Genomic DNA, 22,388 nt, shown 5'->3' on the forward strand with positions numbered 1-22,388 from the left:
TTCAAGTGACCTGTTGCGCTTCGGCCATGAACGATTCGATCTCTTCCACTGTCGGCATGGCGTCCGAACAGCTATGTTTCGAGATGACGATCGAAGCCGAAGCACTGCCAAATGTCATCGCTCTCGGTAGATCCCACCCCTGGAAGAGGCCATAGATCAAGGCTGAAGCATACGAGTCGCCGGCTCCGAATGTCTTGAGCACTTTCGTTTTGAAAATGCCGCCTTTATACGATCCTCCATCCTTCGTATACGCGATCGATCCTTCCGCTCCATGCTTGATGATGACGATTTCAGCGTGATGATCGAACCATTTTTTCGCCGTCTTCTGATCGTCCGCTCCCGCCTCTCGTTCAAATTGTTCCATCATATCGAACTCTTCTCTCGTGCCGATAATGACATCACATTTTTCCGCTGCTAGATTGTAAAACGTCGCTGTCTCTTCCGGGGAGTTCCACGTATAAGGACGATAATCAATGTCAAAGAGGACCACAACGTCATGTTTGCGCGCATATTCGAGCGCCAGGTAGACAGCTTCTCTTGAAGGACTCGCGGCAAGTGCTGTTCCGGAGATGAGCAATGCCTTTGAGCGTTTGATGTATTCTTCATCAATGTCAGTCGTCGAGAGTTTCAGATCAGCGACGTTATCGCGATACATCAAGATGCTGCAATCTTCGGGGCTTTTGATTTCTGTAAAAGCGAGCCCTGTCATCGCACCTGTCTGATCGACTTCGACACCGCTGACATCAATATCATTCTCAATTAAATAATGTTGGATAAAACGTCCCATCTGATCATCCGATACTTTTCCGATGAAGCCGGTTTTTAGGTCCAATCTGGCAGCACCGATGGCAATGTTTGCCGGCGAACCGCCTACATATTTAGTGAACGTCCGGGTTTCTTCCATCGGGCGGTTGATTTCGTTCGCATTCAGATCGATGCATAATCGGCCTAACGCAATTAGATCAATAGGACGATCTTTTTTTAAATCAAGTTTATACACGTGTGAAAACCTCCACTTCCATAGAGTCGAGCGTTCAGGTGTTCATTTTTTCATGACATTTTCAAAAAGGTGTTCATGATCGGGATCGTTATGGAATTTCCATGTTCGAACCGGTCCGGCCATGACGTTCAAATAATAGGATTCATATCCGGGAGGCGCGGACACTGGGTGATACCCTTCTGGTACGACGACGACGTTCCCATCTCCGACAGCCAGCGATTCATCTAGACTCCGATCGTCGTTATAAATGCGCTGGAAAACGAAACCTTTCTCCGGGTTGATTTTATGGTAATACGTCTCTTCCAAATACGATTCATGCGGTAGATTGTCCGTGTCATGTTTATGTGGCGGATAGCTGGACCAGTTCCCTTCTGGTGTGAACACTTCAACAACTAGCAAACTATCAGCCGGTTGTTGTTCTGGGAGGATATTATGGATTTTTCGCGTCATATGGCCATAGCCGCGATCTTCAACACCCACATCTTCTGGAGGGATCAGGCGTACGTTGTGATTTCCTTTGCCTGGAGCTGCACACACTGCGAGCTCGAGATCAGTCAAGGCAGTAATTTTGTATTTATCATGATCAGGAACATAAACGGAATAAGGAGGGACTTTTTCAAAGACGTTCATCCGTTCCCCGATCTGTTGAAAGTGTTCTTCACTCGTTTCCACAGAAGCTTTTCCGCTCAACAAAACGAGACAAACCTCTTGATTTTCCGTTTTTCTTTGGAGAAGTTCTCCTTTTTTCAAAGAATAGACTTCAAAACCGACATAGTCCCATTCCGCTGATTCTGGTGTGACAGAAATGACTTTTCCGTCTTGGTCACGTTCCTCAGGTTTCACTAATAGTTCTGGCATGGTTTACCTCCTATTAAAAATTCAGGGTTAAGCGCTTAACCCACAGTTGGACTGCTGCGATTTTTTCAATGACAGAATCTATGACGTAATCGTTTGAAATTCTGATAGTTTCACAGCTCTTTTTTCCTTTAAGGATGTTTTTGCGGCGATTGCCAGGAGCTCAGCCTGCAGACCATCCTCCCCGCTGCAGATCAAGGGTGAATCCTCAAGGATACTACGGACAAATGCATCCAATTCTTCTACATACGCGTCTTGATAGCGTTCTAAAAAGAAATACTTCGGGTTATCGAGCGTAACAGTTTCTTTTGTACTGATATGGACATTCGTGGTCGGTTCGTTTTCAGCCGACACCACTCCTGCATTGCCGAAGACTTCGATTCTTTGATCATAGCCATAGACGGCCTGGCGGCTATTATCGATCACCCCTAACGATCCATCCTCAAAGGTCAAGGTGATGACTGCAGTATCGACGTCATCATTCCGGGTGAACTTTTCATCGACGAGACAGGTTGCCTGGACCGAAATCTCCGTCACATTCTGCCCTGCCAAATAACGGATCATATCAAAATCATGAATCGTCATGTCCATGAACATACCGCCTGAGCGCTGGATATATTCCTCTGGAGGCGCTTCAGGATCGCGGGAAGTGACTTTGATGACATGCGGCTCGCCGATCTTGCCGCTGCGGACTGTCTCATACACCTTCCGGAAATGCCGATCGAAACGACGGTTGAATCCGACCTGGAATTTGACGCCTTCTTTTTTTACAACTTCTAATGCTCTTTGTGTATGGTCGATGTTGAAGCTGATTGGTTTTTCGCAAAAAATATGTTTTCCAGCTTCGGCCGCCTTGATGATATATTCGGTATGCGTATCAGTACTTGAACAGATAAGAATTGCATCGATTTCAGGATCAATGAATAGTTCATCCGGGTTAGTCGTGATGATTGGGACCGTTTTTTCATAGACCGTCCCGACCAGGTGCTCTGTATAAATATCTGCTATCGTTTTCAGTTCGATCAGTCCCGATCGGAGGGCATTGTCGGCATGCAATTGGCCGATCCTTCCAGCTCCGATGATGCCGATCGTCACTTTTTCTGTCATGTTCACACCACCATTATTTGTTTAATTTTTAACCTTTGACAGCACCCATCGTCATGCCTCGGACGAGATGCTTTTGGACTAGGAAAGAGAAGAACAATACGGGTAAAATCGAAAAGGTTGCGGCAGCAGTCAGTGCTCCCCAATTCGTCTTAAACTGTGTGATGAACGTCGAAATCCCTGCTGGCAAAGTCATGACATCCGTTGAATTCAGCAAAAACATCGCAAACAGGAATTCATTCCATGTCAGGATGATCGTGAAAATTGACGTGGCGACCAATCCAGGAAGCGCTAACGGCAAGACCACCTTGAAGAAGGCCATCAGTCTCGAGTAGCCATCGATCATAGCCGATTCTTCCAGCTCTTTCGGAATTTCTTCAAAGAACGCTTTCAACATCCAGACGACAAATGGAAGGTTGAAGCCGGTATAGACGATCAACATCGCCCATAACGTGTTCAATAATCCTACCTTTTGCATAATCAGATACAACGGGATGACCACAACAATCGGTGGAAGCATCCTTGCCGTCAAAATCGCGAAGGACAAGCGTTCATTCCGTTTTCCTTTCATTTTGAACCTGGCAAGACTGTATGCCGCAAAGGCTCCGATCGTCAGACAAAACAAGGTCGAAGTGAATGCGACGATCGAACTGTTGATAAAGAAGTTCATGAATGGGCTGTTAGGCGAAAGGATGCCTTCAATCGAATCTAGATAATACTGTAATGTGATCTCTTTCGGGAAGAAGGTCTGGTTGTTTGAGAACAATTCGACTTCCCGCTTAAAGCTCGTGATCACCATCCAGTAAAGCGGAAACAAAATGAATAGGACAGTGATTGTCAAAAATGAAAAACGGAACAGCTTTGTCTTAAGACCACCGTCTTTTACAGATTGTAATGTTTGGGCCATGATCGTTTTCCCACCTTTTTAATTTGCTGCTTGTGACCGATTCATCAATCTGATCAATGAGGATGAAATCACAATCGTAATGATCAAAACGATGAATAACCCGGCTGCTGCGTAACCAAAATCAGAGAATTTCATCGCTGAACGGTACATCAAAAAACTGATCGTTTCAGTAGCTCGCCCTGGTCCACCCTGGGTCAAGACGAATACCTGGTCGAATGTACGAAGGGCATCCATTGTACGGATGACCAATGCGACGATCAAAACGGGTTTCAGCATCGGTATTGTCACATAGCGTATGACCTGGAATTTGGACGCGCCGTCGATTTCAGCCGCTTCAAATGGATCCTGCGGCAATGCCTGCAATCCTGCAAGCAGGATGAGGAAGACCATCGGCGTCCACTGCCATACATCGACCAGCAGTAATGAAATGAATGCTAGCACTGGTTCGCCCAGAAAGTTGATTTTGGGCAGCCCGATTCCTTCAAGAATATAGTTGACGATCCCCATATCGGTGTTCAGCATCAACTTGAAGACGATCGCAACGACCAACGGTGAAAGCATCATCGGAATGATCAAGAGCCACCGCAAATACGTCATCATTTTTCCGTCTTTCGAAACCATCAGTGCCAGATTGAACCCAAGGAACAGTTGGATGGCTACGGCCAGGGCAGTAAATAACAGGGTGACGAAGATCGCATTCCAGAAGACGCCGCTCGTCAAGGCGGATACGTAATTTTCCACCCCTGCAAACCCAGACATATTCCCAAAGGTGTCAAATTTGGAGAGTGAAACCACCAGGGAATAGATGATCGGAAAAACCGTCAACAACAGCAATATGAATATGGTTGGGGCTAACAAGAGATATGGAAGGAACTTGTCGCTCCCCATGATGCTTCTTTTTGGCGGCTTTCCGGGAACGGCCTTTGGCTCCACCACCTCTGTTAAAGAAACATTGGATTTTTCACTCATGCATTTCCCTCCTAAAGGGTACGGGGTGTCCCAGCTCACGCTAAAGAGTCAGCCGTTGCGCGGACCCCCTTTTGCTTCAAGTTAATACCCGTTCTTTTTCATCAGCGCCCTGATTTTATCAGCCGCTTTTTTCATAGCCTGTTCAGGTGTTAGATCTCCAGATAAAGCCTGGTTCAGATAGGTGCCGTAAATTTCCTCCACTTGAGAATAAAGCGGTGTACGCGGGCGCCATTTCGCGTTTTCAAGTCCTTCGTTGACAGCTTCAAGATACGGATATTCTTTTAACAACTCTTCATCTGTCAGTACACTCGAACGAGTCGGAATGCCGCCGAGCTTGGTCATTTCCTTTTGGATTTCCTTAGAGGAAGCCCATTTGATGAACTTGAGCGCTGATTCTTTCGATTCGGACTCTTTCGGAATTCCGAAAATCCAGTTTCCGATCATTGGAGCATGCTCTTTCCCTTCTGCTTTCGGGACTAGTGAGTAACCTATCTTTCCAGCCACTTCAGATTTATCAGGATTTTCGATCGTTTCTCCCCAGGCCGGCCATACGATCGAGCCTAGTGCATCACCTTTAGACATGACACGTCCGATAGAGTCTGCGTCATAGTTGGCGATACCTTTCGGCGCATTTTCTTTAAAAGCTACGTAACGTTCCAATGCTTCGATCGATTCTGGACTATCCAGGGTGACGTTCCATTTTTCATCGAAGAAATCGCCTCCATGGGACCATAAAAACGCATTGAAGTTCGTTGCAATCGGGTTACCACGGGCTCCACGATGGACGAAACCGTACTTCGTCTCGCCTTTGTGCTCCTGGATCGCTTTATCAAGATCTCCCCATGTCTCCGGGGCTTCTTTTAAAATATCCTTCCGATAGAAGAATAGCTGGACATTACCTACTTGAGGGACACCATAGTAACGCGGCTTTGCATCCTTGTCCTCTTCTGGGAGGCGCGGACCTTCAGGTGCCGGCCACATCGAAACTTGACGAGACTTTTCTGCAAAATCGTCTTCTGGCTTGTAATCGAGTTCATCAAGAGGAGTCAAGAAACCGCCTCCCGCGAACATCGGCATCCAAGGATCATCTGCAAAAATGACGTCGTACGTACCTGTTTTGTTTCTTAAATCGTTATAGATCCGTTCGTATAACGTGTTATAGTCGAATTCATTCCACTCGACTTTTATGCCGGTTTCTTCTTCAAATTGAGGGACAAGCTGCTTTATAGCGGCTGATTCCGCACCAGCGACCATTGCAATCGTGATGGTTTTGTCATCTTCACCATCGGATGAGTTACAACCTGACACAGCCAAGATCATTACAAGTGATAAGAACAGAACAAACATTTTTTTCATTTTAATCTGACCACCTAATCTTGAAAATTTTACTTGCTAAGAAATACCTTCAGAGACAATCCGTTTTAAAATCCCTTCTGTCTTTTCTTTAGATAGTCGAATGCATGTTTCAGGGTCCATTTCCCAATAGGCCGGGCGGAACAGTTCAACTGACGCTGGTCCGTTGAAACCTTTGTCATTGAGGATCGAGATGATCTTGTCGAGATCGATCACTCCCTCACCCGGGAACAATCTATGCTGATCCCTGAGTATGCCGGGGACAAAATCTTCGCAGTCATCAATATGGAAAAGGAAGATCTGGTCTCTGTCGACCTTCTTTAGATCGTCGAGATTGGAGTTCATTGCATATAGGTGAAAACAGTCGATGACGAGTCCAATCCGATCGTTGTCCATTTCATTGATGATTTCATGTGCGCGATTAAGTGTGTTGATCGAGCATTCTGGGTAACCGACGAATTCGAGCGCCAGTCTCATCGGAGTGTCTTTCACCACTTGAAAAAGTTCATCGAGGCAGCGGATGGTTTCCGTCTTTATCTCGGACCAATGTTTTTCGCCGATTTCGAATGATGGAACAGCAACAATCGTATTGCATCCGATTTGCTGGCCGACATTTGCAAGTAGCCTGAGGTCTTCTTTCATCAATGCGAAAGTGGTTTCGTTCTGGAAGGTGAACCACTCGATCGCATTCAATGACAGCGGTTTCATTTTCGAGTTTTTAAAAAAGTCTTTGAGATCATCGATTGTGTTTGTTTGGAGATACTCTTTCAGCTTATCGAGCCGGATTTCGATAAAATCGTATCCATGTTTCTCACATAAGATGAGATCCTGTTCTAACGTTGAAGAAGCTAGTGTAGTAGCCTGGTTGAACGCGATTTTCATGTGTGACCTCCTTTCAATTTGAGTAAAGTTTCGGTATTTTGTACGGTTGGAATTCCTGTAAGTAAAGTTTGGGTAAGCGCTTTCCTTATTTGATCATAATCTTAACACAGAATTTTCTGAAAGAAAGCTATGTTTTTAATTTTCATTCAATTTAATCTGTATTTCATCCGAAAATACTACGTATCTAACAATAGATGGCGATAATTTTATTAAAAAAGTACTAGTTATTGTGAAAAAGCGCTTTCCCAAAAGTTAGTAAAGGAAGAAAAAACAAGAGCCTATAACCAGTAAATGGTAGTGAGCTCTTGTTTTGAAATGCTATATGTTTTTTAAGTTGGCTATTTTCGCAAACTTTGTTGCTCTTGCACTTAAAGAAAGTATTAAATACTTTCTTCAGTATAAGGGCAACTAAGGCTCGACCTACAAAAGGCATGGTCTCGCCAAGTTTTCTTTAAAAGTCGTTGATTTCCTCTCCAGGATGCTCGCTTTCCGCGGGGCGTGCGGTGAGCTCAATCGTCGCCTTACGACCTCAGGAGTCTCCTTATCAAGGAAGCATTTGTGCTCCTGCGTCTACAGGAAAGTCCTGTCGAAGCGAGCTTCCTCGTCGCATGCCTTGCGAGGAGATTATTCAGGTAGTAGGCACGCTGATCCCGTAGGACAAGGAAAGCTTCGGCAGCGTTACATCGCACGAAGAAAATGCGATTTTCATGTTCGAGGAGTCTCGCACCTTGCTCTCCAATCAACTTGCACAAAGTGGTTTTTTAAAAATGACTCAAAAGCAACAATCTTTTAGGAAAGAGCCTTTAATTTAGAGTGTTATGGTGAATCTGAATTTCGCATCTTCTTCATACCACATCGGAAAGTTGGTTCCCCATACATTGTTGTATAAATTAAAATGAAATCCATGATCGAGTGATTCAAAGGTATTATCAAATTGCAGAAGCCGAGGTTTTCCCGGAGCAACCAGCGGGGCATCCTTTGTCTCAATAGCAGCTCTCCCGTCCGCTCCATGATAGGATAAACCACTTTGTACTGCATGGAGATTACGGTTGCCATTCTTGACTACCTCTAACGGAGAAATCCATTCCCCCATCTTTTCCATTTTCCATAGGTTAGGGTTATCTACCAGTAGACCGAAAGAATACCAGATTGCTTCTGGAAGTCTGTTTGCCTCTTTTTCAAACCAATTCACTTCAACATCAATGGTCGGGTCTCTTTTACTAAAGGCATATTGTATTTGCAATTCTTTCGGTGCGCCAAAGCATTCTACTGCCCGCTTTGGCATATGCAAATGAACATACACATCATCCTTTAATTCGCCCGATACCATGCTGATCGAATCTAGCATTGGTGCAAATCTTTCATGTCTCGGCATTGGTGTTACAAGTTCAAAACCAGGCTTTCCTTGATCAGCTTCTGACCATCGATAGGTTTGTTCAATATCCTCTACATATTGTTCAAACCATCTATTATAGTTCTCCACACCGAAAGATTCATAGGTGAATACGCCTAAACGGTGTTCAAAATCAGCCCATCGTTTCCCAGATCGATCGACTAACCCGGAGATGCCCCCATCGCTCGAAAATATCACATCGAATTGACCGAGCCTATGACAGGATCCCACCTTGATCCTTTGTTCTGAATCACCTTCCATTTTAGTTGGTGTAATTGACTTGAAGACCTCTTCTACTTCCTTTTGTTTATCTTCAGGCAGCGCATTTACCGCCTTTTCCACATACGACCTTTGCTCTTCCCAGGAACGTTCAAAAAGACTGTAACTTCTATTCTCCCAGTCTGTTGAAAATAGTTGCTCAGACATGTTATCAAATTCGTCCATTGCAAACGATCCTATGTAATGATATTTATCAGGCACAGCATCTTTACAGATAAAATTCTGTTTCCTCGCCCTCTGGAAGTCCTGTTTTGAATAATTCTTGTAATCATTCAAATACTTCTTCTCATCGAGTCCCCAGGTGTGTTCAGGTATTAACAATAATGCATCTAAGAAACCTTTGTACGTTTCATGTGTGTCTATTAGATTTCCTTCTGCCTTCCATTCAGACAACAACCTTAGCAACTCTCTGTATTGAGATACTTTTTTCGGATCCGTACCCATTCCATGAATCCATGTATCACCGATCTCCTCTCGGATCACAGGTAGTTTATGCTTGATTGAGCGGAGTTTTACAGCAAAAGCATCCATGTTTGAAGCTTGGATTTTAGCATTCGGGAATCGTTTCGATAGATCATCAAATTCTTGTTGGATATCTTGAATCGAAGGGGGGCCGCAATTGTCTCCTGTGTGGGCGAATACCATTACTTCGTTCAAACCATCTACTCTGAGTACATCCCCATAATTGTCGGCATAATTTACGATTAATTGCGACCCGTCATTACCTTCCCAAACAAACAAATTAGGGACAGAAGGGACTTTCGATGCAGGATTGACGCCTAAATGCAAGTACTCCATCCCATACTTCACCATCGAAGAAACCATCGCTTTCGTATGTCCTGGTACATCAGTCATTTTTGCAGCAATTGTTTTTCTCCCGTATTTCTGGTCCAGGCTTTTTGAAAGGGATAATCCGTGTTCAAATAGGCAGCGATCCATCATTTCGGTATGAGTTGTGAACGGCAGACCATGCCAGGCAATGTAACCTTTTGAGATTGCTTCTTCAATTGTCTTCACTTGCTTTTCATCGGCTCTTTTCAGGTATTCATGGATCAGCCAGGAACCCGTCGTCCAAACAAATTGAGCCGCTCCCTCTTTACGGGCAAGTTCTTCACTTAATTGGATCGCTTTTGGGATGTATAAGTTCAAATATTGCTTTGTCACATTCTCTTCTAAATCGGTAAACCCTAAATCAAGGTGCGTCTTAAAGATTACATGTACGACTTCAATATCCTTCATGTTGTTTCACCTCTAGTCCATTTCTCAATTGGTCATGTTCGTTGTCATCTTCTGCAAATTTTCAAGACTGATCGCTAGGCTGTCTAATGGATGTCCTGTACAGTAATCCTGTTCTACTACATACCATTCCACGCCATTTCGTTCGCCCCATTGAAGAATTGGCTGAAACTCAATGCAGCCATTCCCGATTTCGGCAAAATCTTCATTTCCATCACTAGTCATGTCTTTCAAATGTAGTATCGGCATTTTCAATGAGTATTTTTGCATGTAGGTCAAAGGATCCAGCCCTGCTTTTTTCACCCAATAGGTATCTATTTCCGGAAAGAGGTGCACATCATCTGAAGGTTCAAGAATATAATCCAACGCAAACTCACCTTCGATATTTGTGTGGAATTCAAAATCGTGGTTATGGTAGCCAAGCTTCAAGCCTAGGGGGGCAATTTTACTAGCAACTTCTCTCAGCTCTTTCCTGGCTTTGATATAACCCTCTGCATTCCTCATAGCATCATCCAAATAGGGGCATATGATTTCTGTGGTCTGAAAAAGATTCGCTTCTGCTACAACATTTTCTAGATCGTTATTCAAGCGATCCAGACCCACATGGATCCCTGCGGTTCGGAGTTCTAACGTATTCAATGTATCGGCGATTTCCTCTCGTGTATAACCAAACAATCCGTCAATCTGTACAGCTTCCCATCCGATTTCTTTCAAAGATTTCAGGACACCCGGAAAATCTTCGCTGATTTCATTCCTCAACGTATATAATTGAGCCGCAAATTTATTTTTCATAAGCTTGAGCCCCCATTTCTTCCTTAAGGTTCAACCAACCCAATTCTTTGGAAGAAAGCTTTATCTTTGCGCCCTCAACGGATGAAAGCAGTTCTGTTTTATTAAACGGACCTATGACTGCCCCGGTTGAAAATGGTTGATTGAGTACATAAGCCAATGCGATTTGAATCGGAGAAACCCCTTTTGTTTCAGCGAGAGTACACGCACGTTCATAACGCTCCCAGTTCTCCGGACAGTAGTATACACGGACCATATCTTCGTCGCTTTTCACATCAGGTGAAAACCTGCCGCTGAAAAAACCGCCTGCTTGAGAAGACCAGGACAATAAAGGCATTTGAGATCTGGTATGCCAGTCGAGCAGTTCGTTATCAGCTGAGACACACCCTGGCCATCTCGGTTCATTACACTTTGCAAGGCTGAGATGGGGACTATTAAAGGTAAAACCGATCAAACCATGTTTGGACGCATAAGCATTCGCTTCCTGAATCCGTGGATGTGTCCAGTTCGATGCCCCGATTGCGTGAATACGCCCCTTTGCGATCTGTTCATTCAAAACTTCCATAATCAAGCCTACATCAACGGTTTTGTCATCCCGATGTAGTGCATAGAAATCGATGTAATTGGTACGGAGACGCTCTAGACTTTCCATTAGATCATTGATTATGGAGGTAGGGTTCAATCGTGGACCAGGTTTCCCATCGTCTGGATGAGCTCCTTTCGTAAGAATGTAAATGCTGTCTCGAATCCCTTTGCTTTCAATCCACTCTCCTAAAATAACTTCACTATTGAAGTACTGATGAGCAGTATCGAACATGTTCCCACTTAATTCCACAAAGTCATCCATCAAATTGAATGCTTGGTCTTTCTGTTCGTATTCATGAAAATGTGCGGTTCCAAGGATCAGTTTAGAGCATATTTTCTCCGTATACTTCTTATCGATTACTCCCTTTAACGCTTGAAATTCCACCTGAGTTCCTCCTTTGGGATATGATCTCTCCTAGCGTAAATAAATGGGGTTACTGATCACGATTGGTTCATCTAATTCCTGATTCCACAGTTCAACTCGAATGTAGAGGCTTTTGGCTGGAATGCAGGATGGGATCGAGAAGGATTTATCGATTAGCTCCTCTTGAAAGACTGTGCCCTGGTTGGTCATGACTTTGAATACACCGTTCACTTTTTCTTGAAACTCAACCTCTAATGTAAAAAAATCTTGTTGCTCGTCTTTCTGATGAATCTCTCCCATGCCTGTTTCACCGACCTTAATTTCAACCCAGGGGGATTTTGGTGAGCTTGATACACAGACTCGACCATTAACCATACCTTCTAATAGTTTACGAGGTGAATGGGCAACAGCGTTTATCCATGTCGTAGGAACTCCATATTTTATCTGATCGTGTTCGCGGTGGGTATCGCTTCCTCCTATCGCAACAATCCTTTTTCCTTGCTGCAATTGGTTATCCCACCATTCTAGAGTTGCATGGTTAGGCTGGCTCCATGGTCCATTCCAGATTTCGATCACTTCTATCTGAAAGTTATCTAACCCCCACTCCCACGGGCAAAAATTACAATGTGGATGATTGATGGACACAATCGATCCATTCGCAATACCCTCGTCCAATTTTTCTTGTACATCCTCTTTCGTTCTGCATCTGAAATCCAAAAACGGTTTAGGTACACCGTAAAAATTAGCGTGTCCCTTATTGGTTGTAAGTTCGACTGCTGGAATGATGGCAAGGTCTTCAACGATCGGATACTGGACGTTTTGACTGAACGTATTATGATCCGTCAACGCAAGAAATTGCAATCCAGCTTCCCTGACGTTTTCCACCACTTCTGAAACCGTAAAAGCACCATCGCTATGATTGGAATGCAGGTGAAGATCTCCTTTATACCATTCAAATTCACATCGCTTGAAGTTGACTTTTGCTGTAACTGTACATTCATTTGGAACCCGGTAGGCATTCAAAATGACTCCCCACTGACCAGGCTGGATTTCTCCCAATTCATAGCCAGGGGTTGCACGGTCTTCACGAAGGAAAATCTCCCTGCGAGCACCTCCACTCCATCCCCTAAATCCATGTGGATCTTCTACTCCTAAATCAATCACATTCGCCTCAGGTTCAGTAAAACTCAACTCGACCCTGACCTCTTCAACGTCCTCAGGGATCGTAAAAGGCAATGTAATGTAGTCTCCTTGTTGAGAAGAAGATAAGGTGGTAGTGAGCGTTATCTCTTCAGTTAGGCTGATATTCTCAGTATTTCTCACAATTCTTTCCCTCCTGATCCAAGCCCTCCTAATCCTTGTTCAAAAAGAGGTTGAAGGATAAAGTACAAAATTATCATCGGTAAAGCTGCTGTTGTGGCGCCGGCCATAACCAATGGCCAATCGATATTGTATTGACCTTGAAACGCTTTCAGAGCAATCTGGATCGTGTACATTTCTTGCGATCTCGCTATCGTCAACGGCCATAGATATTCGTTCCAATGACTCAGAAAGCTGAAAATCGCAACTAACGCAATCACTGGTTTGTTTAACGGAAGGATGATTTTCCAATAGATCTGGAATTTTGAACAACCATCGATTGTAGCTTGCTCATCCAGTTCTTTCGGGACGGCAAGGAAACTCTGCCTCATGAGAAAAATGGCAAAACCTGTTACGGCGAATGGGAGAATTAACCCCGTATATGAATCCAGCCACCCATCAGGTCCGGCAAACGGAATGTTCTTCATCATGAAAAATAGCGGCACCACCATCAATCCAGTCGGGATCATCATCGTCGCCAGGACCACGAGAAATAACTTATCACGACCGGGAAATTTTAGCCGCGCAAAAGCGAATGCAGCTAAGGAAGCAAGGAACACATTTATGATCGTAGCTATGATCGAAACGATGAAACTATTGAAAAACGCTCTTGGAAGGTTCGTTTCCTGCCATATCCTCAAGAAATTCTCCCAATAAAATTCTGTCGGCAGGATTTTAGGCGGCCAAACCATCACTTCACCCTGGGACTTCACAGCCGTCATCAACATCCAAATGTATGGGCCCAAAAATACGAACAAGACGAACGAGAGCAAAAAATAGAAGATGAAATTTTTGATGATTTTCTGCTTTTTCATCGGTTATTTTTCCTTTCCGGAAGATAGTTTTAGTTGAAGCCACGTTACAAACAATAAGAATGGAAATAACACAAATGATAAAGCAGCTCCATAACCGACGTAGTTGAATTCAAATGCTTGCTGCCAAATGTGTTTGATCGCAACCATCGTGCTGTCCATCGGGCCTCCGTTCGTCAATATATCGACTACAGCTACGACCTGGAAGGAACCGATCACTGACATGACCATGCAATAGACCAGGATATGCATGATCGATGGCAACGTAATATGCCAGAATTGTTTCCAAGCATTAGCGCCATCGATCCTTGCTGCTTCATACAGGGATTGTGGTACAGCTTGGAGAGCGGCGAGGAATATAGGGATATTGTAAGCCGTTCCTCTCCACGCTCCGATCAAAATGAGGATGAGCATAGCTGTACCTGGCTGCAATAACCATGCTGGAGGATTTTCCACCCCTGCGACCTTCAATATGTAATTTAAGATTCCTAAGTTATTATCAAACACCCAAAGAAAAATCATTGCGGTAATAACTTCGGAAGTAATGGTAGGGAGAAAATAAAACACTTTAAAAAGACGAATTCCTTTAAGCTTCCGGTTCAAAAGAACAGCGACCGCAATCGCACCACTCAAGCCAATAACCATTGATCCTGCAGTATACACGAGAGTATTGCCGATACTTTTGATGAACAGCTTATCTTTCAACATCTGGGTATAGTTACTCAGCCCTGTAAATTCAGGTGGAGTCGGAAGGCTATAACTGTAAAAGCTCAGCCAGATCAAGTAGATGATCGGAATTATTGAAAACACTGTCAAAAACGTTAAAGCCGGTAGGACGAATAAATAAGAACTCGTATAGTCTTTCAATTTGTGAAACTCTTTCCGTGGCTTGTGTTTTAGCGAAGGATTGTGTTGTGTGACCGATTCTGCTTTCATGTTTTCACTCCTTAAAGGAAAAGGGTATGCATCCACATACCCTTTTGTACCTAACCTTTGTAATCAGGAACTCAGTTTGATTTTTCAATCGCTTGTTCTGCAATTTCTTGGGCTTTGTCCAACTGTTTCTTCGGATCTGCTCCATCAAAGGATGCTCGCAGTGCCTTACCCCACGCATCATTCGCTTCAGGAAATGCTTCCAATTTATAAGGAACAGCGGATTGCAGGGTATCCACATATGGTTTTAAAAGTGGATCATCATAGAACTCATCTTCATATAGGTGTGCTTTTACCGGATGCCGTCCTTCTTCTTTTGCCAATCTCATTGCATACTTATCAGAAACAAACCATTTCATCAGCTCAAAGGAAGCAGCTTTGTTTTCAGAACCTTTAGGAACGAAAAGGCTTCCTCCGCCTAAAACCGATCCTTCTCCGCCACCTGGAAGCGGAGCGGTTGCTAAGTCTTCATATGCTTGTGGAAATTCATTTTTAATACGGGCGATATCCCATGGACCTGAAATAAAAGAAGCCGCTCTCCCCGAGCCGAACATTGCCACAGGGTGATCTGTCTGGCGTTGTTGCGGAGGCGGAACTGGGGAAGCTTTATGTTCGGTAGCTAGTCCAGTGAACTTTTCCATCGTTTCCACTATCGTTGGATCATTAAGATTGGCTGTTATGTTGTCTCCGTCAAATTTCAGGTTATTTGTACCAGCTGCTACGACATTACCAAAGAAACTCCAGCCACTTGCACTTGTCACAATCCCATAACGACCATCTTCTTTGCTGGTCACTTTTTTAGAAACCTCCACTAATTCATCAAACGTTTCCGGAGGTTCAGTGATGCCATTTTCTTCAAAAACCTTTTCGTTGTAGAGGTAAATGGTTGTATTCACATCAATCGGCATCCCATATTTGACGTCTTTCCATACGACATCTTCAATTCCACCTGGAAGGAATTTATCTTCCTCGCCCCAATCTTCCCACAAGTCATCGACAGGCTCTGCAAGTCCTTGAGCACCCATTGCAAAAGCGTGGGAATGTCCCATATCAGGCACGGCACCACTGGAAACCGCTAATTTGATTTTATTAGGCATGTCTCCCCATTCGATTCCTACTGTCTTGATTGAAATATTGGGATACACTTCTTTAAATTCTTCAATCGCATCTTTAATAGGGGCAGTATTGACATAGTCAGCTGCTAACCAAATCTCTAAATCGGTTTTTGGTAGATCTGCTACTTTTTCATTGAATTCTGGAAGACCCTCTGCTGCTAAGTCACGATCTGGAGGTTCTACATTCATTTTTTCTCCTGAAGAGCCTTCAGAGTTCGATTGACATCCAGCTAGTACCAATAACGTGATAAATAAATACAACACCACTTTTTTCATGGATATCCTCCTATTTTTTCAACATTTTTGTAAGCCCTTACAATTAAAACTTAAAAAAGTTGATCTTTTGCTTACCTCCCCCTTCCATGAAGTAAATTTTTATTCTATTTTTTTACAAGAATCACGGATGACAAGCTTCGCTGGAATGATTTTGCTTCTAGGTGATAAATCATCATGCAGAGTAGTGATCAATATACTGGCTGCTTCCTCTCCTAGCTTTTCAGGAAACAATTCGGTGCTGGTGAGTCGTGGATTGATCTCGCGGGCTAGCGTTTCATTGTTACTTAACGCTATCAATGAAAGGTCATTAGGAATGTCGATTTTCAATTCTCTCGCAGCACGCATGACCCCAAGAGCCACACGATCTGTATCTGCGATTATTGCGGTGTATTTCTTCTCTTTATACTTTTCTAGTAAACTTTTGTAACCATAATCTGAAGAGGTTTTAAATCGGTTTTGATGATTATATATAACGTTGTCTTCTTGGAATGGAACGCCATAGTTTTCATAGGCTTTTTTCAGCCCTGCTTTCCGATCCTCTGCCACTGTCATATGAAGGGATGCATTTAGAAACAAAATATCGGTGTGACCATTGGCGATCAGATATTCACCAACCTCCTTAACCATTTCAGTATTGTTATTATCAACATATTTCGTGTCATTATCTTTTTCATCTGGTCTTCCAATAATTACAAAGGGAGTGTTGGATCGTTTATATTGCCTGATCCGCTCATCTTCATCTCTAGGATTTAATAAAATCACTCCATCTACTGGATCATGAGAAGCGAAACTTGCCTCATCATTTTCGTAGATTCTATCTAATAGGACTCGATAGCTCTTTTCCGAGCACTTCTTTACAACTCCGTCTATGATTTTCGTTTCAAAACTGCTTAATTCATAATCTATAGTAGGCATTTTCAATCCAATGATCATCGTTTTCTTAGTAGCTAGACTCCGCGCCATATGATTGGGTACATAGTTTAACTGAGCTGCCACTTCCAAAACTCGATTTGTCACTTCCTTACTTATTGGACGTTTTTTACTGAACACATTTGAAACGGTGCTTTTAGAAACACCTGCAGCTTTTGCCACATCACCTATCGTTACCATAGCCATCTCCTCTACCCCATCCAAAACGAAATTTATTTTTGTGAGACAAGTGTTTTGTCTGTTGAAGCGTTCGTTGAATCGTTTATTTAATCGTCGAACCGGTTTCATTAACAATCAAAAAAATATAAATTTTTTTAAAGTTTTTTTGTATGATATGTGAGATTTTTAAAGAATTTAATCGAACCGGTTTCATTAATATGGTGCCATTATAGACAACATAATGAAATATGTCAATATTCAGAAAATAATAATTTAGGAGGTAGACTGTACCCACAGAATGTACCAGACACCGATCCAAAAGCTATTTGCACCAAGGGATCCAGAACGGTGCCTGGTACACTTTTGAAAGTCTTGCGGGACAAGGGATTGAAAATGGTGCCAGGTACACTTTGAAAACCCATGTGCCGCATGGGTTCGTTTTCGGTGCCTGGCACCATCTGAGAATCGTTGCGGCACAAGGGTTGAATTGTCGTGCCTGGCACCGAGAATATTGCGACAATTTTTGTGTTTGGTCAATCAAGCGTTTGTTTAAGTGCGGGGAACGGTTGGGGTTATGGAGTTTTCGATTTCAATCAAACGTTTGTTTAACACACATTAAAAGGACTAACTCCGCCACTGTGATTGTTTGGTAGTTAGTCCTTTTACAATTATTTTTTAGTTACCGAATTTCGCTTCGTACAATTGGAAACTTTCTTCTGCAGCGTACAGTCCTACGGATTTATTCTTTTCCCAGGCTGGATCGAATTCTGATATTGGAAGGTGACGTTGACCCGCATATTTTCCGATTTCCATTGTTAGACCCGGTCGTTGATATTTGCTGATGAACCAATCTGTCATCCCTCCGCCTGACGGATTATCCCCAGCATAGATCATTTGATACCCAGTCATATTGCTGACCTCACTGGCGATCCGATGATCTCGGTCATATTGTGCCCCTGTTTGTTTATAGTTCCAATAAATCACTTCTCCAGCGCTGTGATAAGGGACAGCGATTTCAGGCATGATTGATTTTGTAAAGTTCACCACCGCCCTGACTTCCGATGCGCTATGTGGTGCCGGCCCTTTATAAAATGCCCAGCTCGGTTCGGGGCGAGCATCCTGGATGTTTTTCCAATCCGCATTGTAATTCCGGTTCAAATCGACGCCCTTAGCATTGGCTTTCCATCTCGTAAAATCAGTACTTCCCTCATTCATCCGGATCAAGTCGTCATGTACGTTATCCGGGAAAGGTTCTAAACCGCTCTGTTGTAGCGTAACGCCATCTGGATTGACCATCGGAACGAACCACATCGTTGTTTTATCCAATACTTCTTTTACATTATAACCATCGATTGTGCTTCCAGCTTGATATGCCCGAGCGTACTCATCGATCATGTACATGTTGAGGTTCGTCGTCAGCCACTCTCTCGCATGATGGGAACCGTTGATAAAAACGGATGGTCCGCCAGGATCGTTGTTTCCGAGGGAGACCGCATAGATGTTGCGTCCGTACTCACTCTTGCCAATTACTTTATAGTCTATGAGACCAGGATGCCTCTCAGCTAGTAGTTTAATATCACGAACCATCTCAGAGTACGTATACGTTTGATGTGGATCTACTACACTTTCATGAGCACTAGTAGACGTCGGTAACATTAAGATGCTACCCAACAGGATAATGGAAAAATACGTGAGGGTTTGTTTCAGTTTGAACTTCTTCAGATTCATTATTCTAGCTCCTCCTATAATTATGTAAAAATAGTAAAATCAGCCGGCTGCCTCGTTTTCGTAACCGACTTTCTATCCTTCCGAACCTAATAGAATTACAGAAAATCCCTGTAATTCCTAGATTCAGACCACATTCCACACCCTACATTCAATTGTTGCATTGTTATATCCTGCAAACTTTTCAAAGCAAATAAAATCAAAACTATTTAACTATCAATCAAGTAGGTCAAGCTGAGTGCGTGCCTGGTACTTATTAGAAACCCTTGAGCCACAAGCACTACAGATTGGTGCCAGGCACCGAATGGGAAGCCTTGGTACCATTGAGTTCTTTTTCGGTGCCTGGCACCTTTCGAAAACCGTTGGGGCGCAAGGGGTAAATTGTCGTGCCTGGTACACAGTGTTCAAAAAAAATACCCGATCGTACATGCGAATCAATGTACGATCGGGTCGTTTGTTACTTCAATTATTTTATTGATAATCATGGTGCGCCGCTATACAACTGTACGTGTTGAAACCCTTCAGAGCCAAAATGGAATTGGATATCAAATGGTTTTCCATCGTAATTATAGCTGTATGTGTTATACAAGGCAGGTGGCTCAAATTCGTGCTGGTACTCTTTGAGTTTTTCTTTCAATTCCTCCTCTGAAAGTTCCCCTGTCTTTTTTATTTGTATGACATATACTGTTTCACCTTTGAACTTTATAAGGAGATCCTCATAAGTCAACCAAGGTAGATCATCACTTTGAGGCGTACCTGAATCATCTTTAATCGGCTTCCCTAAATGTTCAATGACTTCTTTTTTTGTTGCGTTATAAAGTGGATCGAATGTACTCATTTTATATCCTGTTAATTCTTGTGCAAGACTTGCAGGTGAACTTGATTCATCTGCTGGTGAATTACTAGGTTCTCCTTCATTTTCTTGGGTGCTGGTTTCTTCATCATTTTCAACAGTCTCCTCATCACTCACAGCGTTTGTATCAGCGTAACCCGCAGGAATATCAATCGTAAATTGGTCGGCTGCAAGATTGGGCTCTATGGTAATTTCATTAGTTGTGACTGTTTGGGTGATTTTATCATTTTCCCGTATAGTGAAACTTAAAACGACTCCCGTGTCTTTCATGATTTCAAGTCTGAATTTTTCAGTGTCTGTTTTTCCCTCAACCACAACAGCGTCTTGATCATTGCTATCATCAGTTTGCTTTATCTCCCAGGTCTCAAAATCTTGTAGATACGTGTTTGCTAACTCTTTAGGATATAAATAGCTTGAATAGGCTTGTTGCTCAGGTTCGAAGTCTAGATCCGTTGATTTTGTATAGGTTTGTTTTTTGTGATCGACCACTAGTTTTTCAATGTCTTTCAAAATAATTTCCATATCGGATTCATTATTTTGAACATGTTCGTAATACGATTGCAATTCATGGTTTACGGCAAATTTTACAGTTGTTGGATCACCGTCTTCCCCATTTTGTATTCTGTAAATTCCCTCAGCTGAGTTAAAGTACGGTGCAGAATTCAGCATCTTTTTATAAATTTCTTGTTGGGAAGTGGTTTCTTGCGGTGCTTCCACTGGAGGTTTATCCGTTTCTTCCGGTCCGGGATCCGCTGGTTGATTAGTCTGCTCTCCATTGGAAATATAAAAATATAAAAACGAAGCAAATGCCAATAAGGCAATTAGGGATAAAACAGGTTTATAGACTTTCCCAAAATTAAAGAAGCTCCCATTCCTTTTTGTTTGCTCTTTATGCAATTGTTCAATAATTCTTTTTTCACTTCGTTTATCAAATGTATTATTGTTGAAAACATGTTGATCAAGCGATGACTTCAAATCTTCATGCTTACTTTTCATTGGATGAGCTCCTTTCTAATTCATTTTTCAAAATCGTGCGAGCTCTTTGTAACCGCGTCTTAACAGTTGCTTCCTTCATATTCAATAAATTTGCGATTTCTTTTATCTTGAGATCTTCGTAGTAATGTAAAATAATGATTTCACGGTATTTAACAGGAAGCCGGAAAACACTCTGTGATAGTTCATCATTGTTGCTGAAAATCTCATATTCATCTCGTTTTGGTTTTGTCAATAAGAAATTGGATAAAACGACTCTTTTGAAATAGGATGATTTCAAGTAATCCTTGCATTGATTCGCAGTGATCTTATAAAGCCACGTTTTAAATGACGAATCACCTCTAAATGATTGATAGTTCCGAAACGCTTTTAAAAATACTTCTTGAACAATATCTTCAGATAAACCCCAATCTTTCACATAACTGAATGCAAAATTGGTCAGCTGTTTACCGTATGTTGAGACAGCATCACACAATATCTCTCTATCTTGGTTTGAGTCGGTTTTTGCATATGCAGGTTTCCCACTATTACTCGAGTATGGCAAAATCAAACAACTCCCTCCCCCTTTATACTACTATGACGAGCGAAGATATGGAAAAAGATTCAAAAATGATGAAATTATGTTAAATCGCCTATATGTGTGCCAGGCACCGAATGAGAAGCCTTGGTACCATTGACTTCTTTTTCGGTGCCTGGCACCTTTCGAAAACCGTTGGGGCGCAAGGGGTAAATTGTCGTGCCTGGTACAGGAGGTTTTACTAATATAAGCGACATGTTTTGCGTTTGGTCAATCAAACGTTTGTTTAAGGGATTGGAGTGGTTGGTATATTGGGGTTTGGGATTTCAATCAAATGTTTGATTGAATAAGGAAAGCCCAGTTGAACAATGGTTTGTTCAACTGGGCTTTCTCTCCTTCTATCATCTTGGCAGTTTAAAAAACGTGGTGTTTTCGCTGTAGTTGCCTGCTAGTCTTCCGAGTGGTTGGAGTTTTTCAAGATTGACTTTGTAGTTTTCCAGGTAGTATTCATCCTTGATATGATAGTGGATCATTTCGCCAAGGATAAGATGGTCGGACCCGAGCTGAATGATATCATGAAGCTTGCATTCCATCTGGATTGGTGCTTCATCTACCCGCTTCGGTTTAACGACGGCACTGTCTACCGGCGTCAATCCAGCCTCCTCGAATTCGTTCACCTCGCTCGGAAGGTTTTCTGAGCTTTTTTGCATCTGGTTCCCTAACTCCGAAGGCACAACATTGATGACGAATTCTTTTTGCGAACGGATATTCACAAGCGTATCTTTTTCCGTACCTGCTCGTTCTCCTACCCCTGGCCCGATCGAAATTGCTAAAATCGGCGGTTTTCTTGAGGCTACCGTAAAGAAACTGAATGGAGCCAGGTTCAACTTCCCTTCCTCAGAAATGGTCGAGACCCATGCAATCGGCCTCGGAACGACTGACCCTGTCAATAATTTATAAACTTCTTTTGTACCTAATTGTGATGGATCAAATTCCATGA

20 protein-coding genes are annotated in these 22,388 nt (G+C 42.8%); 1 reads left to right on the top strand and 19 read right to left on the bottom strand.

The features are described from left to right. Position 1: 1 nt before the first annotated feature. The 7 genes from iolC to ACTWQL_RS05055 all read right to left on the bottom strand — a co-directional run bounded on the left by iolC (position 2) and on the right by ACTWQL_RS05055 (position 7,070). Complete coding sequence (iolC, locus tag ACTWQL_RS05025) at positions 2–1,000, bottom strand: 5-dehydro-2-deoxygluconokinase (protein ID WP_443141308.1); 999 nt, start codon at positions 998–1,000, stop codon at positions 2–4. A 42-nt stretch (positions 1,001–1,042) separates the two neighbouring features. Continuing rightward, the gene (gene iolB, locus ACTWQL_RS05030) at positions 1,043–1,858 is read right to left on the bottom strand and encodes a 5-deoxy-glucuronate isomerase (RefSeq protein WP_443141309.1); all 816 of its coding nucleotides are present in this window, start codon (positions 1,856–1,858) and stop codon (positions 1,043–1,045) included. Between the two features lie 78 nt (positions 1,859–1,936). Further along, complete coding sequence (gene iolG, locus ACTWQL_RS05035; protein WP_443141310.1) at positions 1,937–2,962, bottom strand: inositol 2-dehydrogenase; 1,026 nt, start codon at positions 2,960–2,962, stop codon at positions 1,937–1,939. 28 nt (positions 2,963–2,990) lie between these two features. After that, the gene (locus ACTWQL_RS05040) at positions 2,991–3,866 is read right to left on the bottom strand and encodes a carbohydrate ABC transporter permease (RefSeq protein WP_443141311.1); all 876 of its coding nucleotides are present in this window, start codon (positions 3,864–3,866) and stop codon (positions 2,991–2,993) included. 18 nt (positions 3,867–3,884) lie between these two features. Then, positions 3,885–4,835, bottom strand: coding sequence for a carbohydrate ABC transporter permease (locus tag ACTWQL_RS05045; protein WP_443141312.1), 951 nt, complete (start codon positions 4,833–4,835; stop codon positions 3,885–3,887). An 81-nt stretch (positions 4,836–4,916) separates the two neighbouring features. Next, positions 4,917–6,191 (bottom strand): extracellular solute-binding protein, encoded by a 1,275-nt coding sequence (locus ACTWQL_RS05050; protein WP_443141313.1) that lies wholly within the window; start codon positions 6,189–6,191, stop codon positions 4,917–4,919. Between the two features lie 36 nt (positions 6,192–6,227). Further along, positions 6,228–7,070 (bottom strand): sugar phosphate isomerase/epimerase family protein, encoded by an 843-nt coding sequence (locus ACTWQL_RS05055; RefSeq protein ID WP_443141314.1) that lies wholly within the window; start codon positions 7,068–7,070, stop codon positions 6,228–6,230. Between the two features lie 503 nt (positions 7,071–7,573). Here ACTWQL_RS05055 and ACTWQL_RS05060 point away from each other — a divergent pair. After that, entirely contained in the window at positions 7,574–7,726 is a 153-nt protein-coding gene (locus tag ACTWQL_RS05060) for a hypothetical protein (RefSeq protein WP_443141315.1), read from the top strand. A gap of 152 nt (positions 7,727–7,878) precedes the next feature. Here ACTWQL_RS05060 and ACTWQL_RS05065 read toward each other — a convergent pair whose 3' ends face one another. From ACTWQL_RS05065 to ACTWQL_RS05120, 12 genes are all read right to left on the bottom strand, one after another. Next, positions 7,879–9,981, bottom strand: coding sequence for a DUF5054 domain-containing protein (locus ACTWQL_RS05065; protein WP_443141316.1), 2,103 nt, complete (start codon positions 9,979–9,981; stop codon positions 7,879–7,881). A 24-nt stretch (positions 9,982–10,005) separates the two neighbouring features. Continuing rightward, complete coding sequence (locus ACTWQL_RS05070; RefSeq protein WP_443141317.1) at positions 10,006–10,770, bottom strand: sugar phosphate isomerase/epimerase family protein; 765 nt, start codon at positions 10,768–10,770, stop codon at positions 10,006–10,008. Next, positions 10,760–11,737: an aldo/keto reductase gene (locus ACTWQL_RS05075; protein WP_443141318.1), complete on the bottom strand. Its 978-nt coding sequence runs from the start codon at positions 11,735–11,737 to the stop codon at positions 10,760–10,762. The genes ACTWQL_RS05070 and ACTWQL_RS05075 overlap by 11 nt, the downstream gene beginning before the upstream one ends. A gap of 30 nt (positions 11,738–11,767) precedes the next feature. Beyond that, positions 11,768–13,039, bottom strand: a complete 1,272-nt coding sequence (locus ACTWQL_RS05080) for a CehA/McbA family metallohydrolase (protein WP_443141319.1) — start codon at positions 13,037–13,039, stop codon at positions 11,768–11,770. Next, complete coding sequence (locus ACTWQL_RS05085; RefSeq protein ID WP_443141320.1) at positions 13,036–13,890, bottom strand: carbohydrate ABC transporter permease; 855 nt, start codon at positions 13,888–13,890, stop codon at positions 13,036–13,038. Before ACTWQL_RS05085 ends, ACTWQL_RS05080 begins: the two co-directional genes overlap by 4 nt. Before the next feature lie 3 nt (positions 13,891–13,893). Then, on the bottom strand, positions 13,894–14,823 hold the full coding sequence (locus tag ACTWQL_RS05090; protein ID WP_443141321.1) for a carbohydrate ABC transporter permease: 930 nt from the start codon (positions 14,821–14,823) through the stop codon (positions 13,894–13,896). A gap of 71 nt (positions 14,824–14,894) precedes the next feature. Next, complete coding sequence (locus tag ACTWQL_RS05095; RefSeq protein WP_443141322.1) at positions 14,895–16,211, bottom strand: sugar ABC transporter substrate-binding protein; 1,317 nt, start codon at positions 16,209–16,211, stop codon at positions 14,895–14,897. Between the two features lie 99 nt (positions 16,212–16,310). After that, the gene (locus ACTWQL_RS05100) at positions 16,311–17,321 is read right to left on the bottom strand and encodes a LacI family DNA-binding transcriptional regulator (RefSeq protein ID WP_443141323.1); all 1,011 of its coding nucleotides are present in this window, start codon (positions 17,319–17,321) and stop codon (positions 16,311–16,313) included. Positions 17,322–17,975: 654 nt separating this feature from the next. Next, the gene (locus tag ACTWQL_RS05105; protein ID WP_443141324.1) at positions 17,976–19,028 is read right to left on the bottom strand and encodes a M14 family metallopeptidase; all 1,053 of its coding nucleotides are present in this window, start codon (positions 19,026–19,028) and stop codon (positions 17,976–17,978) included. A 478-nt stretch (positions 19,029–19,506) separates the two neighbouring features. Further along, complete coding sequence (locus ACTWQL_RS05110; RefSeq protein ID WP_443141325.1) at positions 19,507–20,874, bottom strand: hypothetical protein; 1,368 nt, start codon at positions 20,872–20,874, stop codon at positions 19,507–19,509. After that, positions 20,864–21,421 carry a sigma-70 family RNA polymerase sigma factor gene (locus tag ACTWQL_RS05115; protein WP_443141326.1) on the bottom strand — a complete coding sequence of 186 codons (558 nt, stop codon included), beginning with the start codon at positions 21,419–21,421 and terminating at the stop codon, positions 20,864–20,866. Before ACTWQL_RS05115 ends, ACTWQL_RS05110 begins: the two co-directional genes overlap by 11 nt. A gap of 368 nt (positions 21,422–21,789) precedes the next feature. After that, positions 21,790–22,386, bottom strand: a complete 597-nt coding sequence (locus ACTWQL_RS05120; RefSeq protein ID WP_443141327.1) for a flavin reductase family protein — start codon at positions 22,384–22,386, stop codon at positions 21,790–21,792. Between the last annotated feature and the right edge of the window lie 2 nt (positions 22,387–22,388).

The organism is Pseudalkalibacillus sp. R45 (assembly GCF_052246725.1).
Lineage (GTDB): Bacteria > Bacillota > Bacilli > Bacillales > Fictibacillaceae > Pseudalkalibacillus.

Coding starts and splice junctions, on each gene's coding strand:
- iolB (WP_443141309.1), bottom strand. CDS start 1,858: ATGCCAGAACTATTAGTGAAACCTGAGGAACGTGACCAAGACGGAAAA.
- iolG (WP_443141310.1), bottom strand. CDS start 2,962: ATGACAGAAAAAGTGACGATCGGCATCATCGGAGCTGGAAGGATCGGC.
- ACTWQL_RS05040 (WP_443141311.1), bottom strand. CDS start 3,866: ATGGCCCAAACATTACAATCTGTAAAAGACGGTGGTCTTAAGACAAAG.
- ACTWQL_RS05045 (WP_443141312.1), bottom strand. CDS start 4,835: ATGAGTGAAAAATCCAATGTTTCTTTAACAGAGGTGGTGGAGCCAAAG.
- ACTWQL_RS05050 (WP_443141313.1), bottom strand. CDS start 6,191: ATGAAAAAAATGTTTGTTCTGTTCTTATCACTTGTAATGATCTTGGCT.
- ACTWQL_RS05055 (WP_443141314.1), bottom strand. CDS start 7,070: ATGAAAATCGCGTTCAACCAGGCTACTACACTAGCTTCTTCAACGTTA.
- ACTWQL_RS05065 (WP_443141316.1), bottom strand. CDS start 9,981: ATGAAGGATATTGAAGTCGTACATGTAATCTTTAAGACGCACCTTGAT.
- ACTWQL_RS05070 (WP_443141317.1), bottom strand. CDS start 10,770: ATGAAAAATAAATTTGCGGCTCAATTATATACGTTGAGGAATGAAATC.
- ACTWQL_RS05085 (WP_443141320.1), bottom strand. CDS start 13,890: ATGAAAAAGCAGAAAATCATCAAAAATTTCATCTTCTATTTTTTGCTC.
- ACTWQL_RS05090 (WP_443141321.1), bottom strand. CDS start 14,823: ATGAAAGCAGAATCGGTCACACAACACAATCCTTCGCTAAAACACAAG.
- ACTWQL_RS05095 (WP_443141322.1), bottom strand. CDS start 16,211: ATGAAAAAAGTGGTGTTGTATTTATTTATCACGTTATTGGTACTAGCT.
- ACTWQL_RS05100 (WP_443141323.1), bottom strand. CDS start 17,321: ATGGTAACGATAGGTGATGTGGCAAAAGCTGCAGGTGTTTCTAAAAGC.
- ACTWQL_RS05105 (WP_443141324.1), bottom strand. CDS start 19,028: ATGAATCTGAAGAAGTTCAAACTGAAACAAACCCTCACGTATTTTTCC.
- ACTWQL_RS05110 (WP_443141325.1), bottom strand. CDS start 20,874: ATGAAAAGTAAGCATGAAGATTTGAAGTCATCGCTTGATCAACATGTT.
- ACTWQL_RS05120 (WP_443141327.1), bottom strand. CDS start 22,386: ATGGAATTTGATCCATCACAATTAGGTACAAAAGAAGTTTATAAATTA.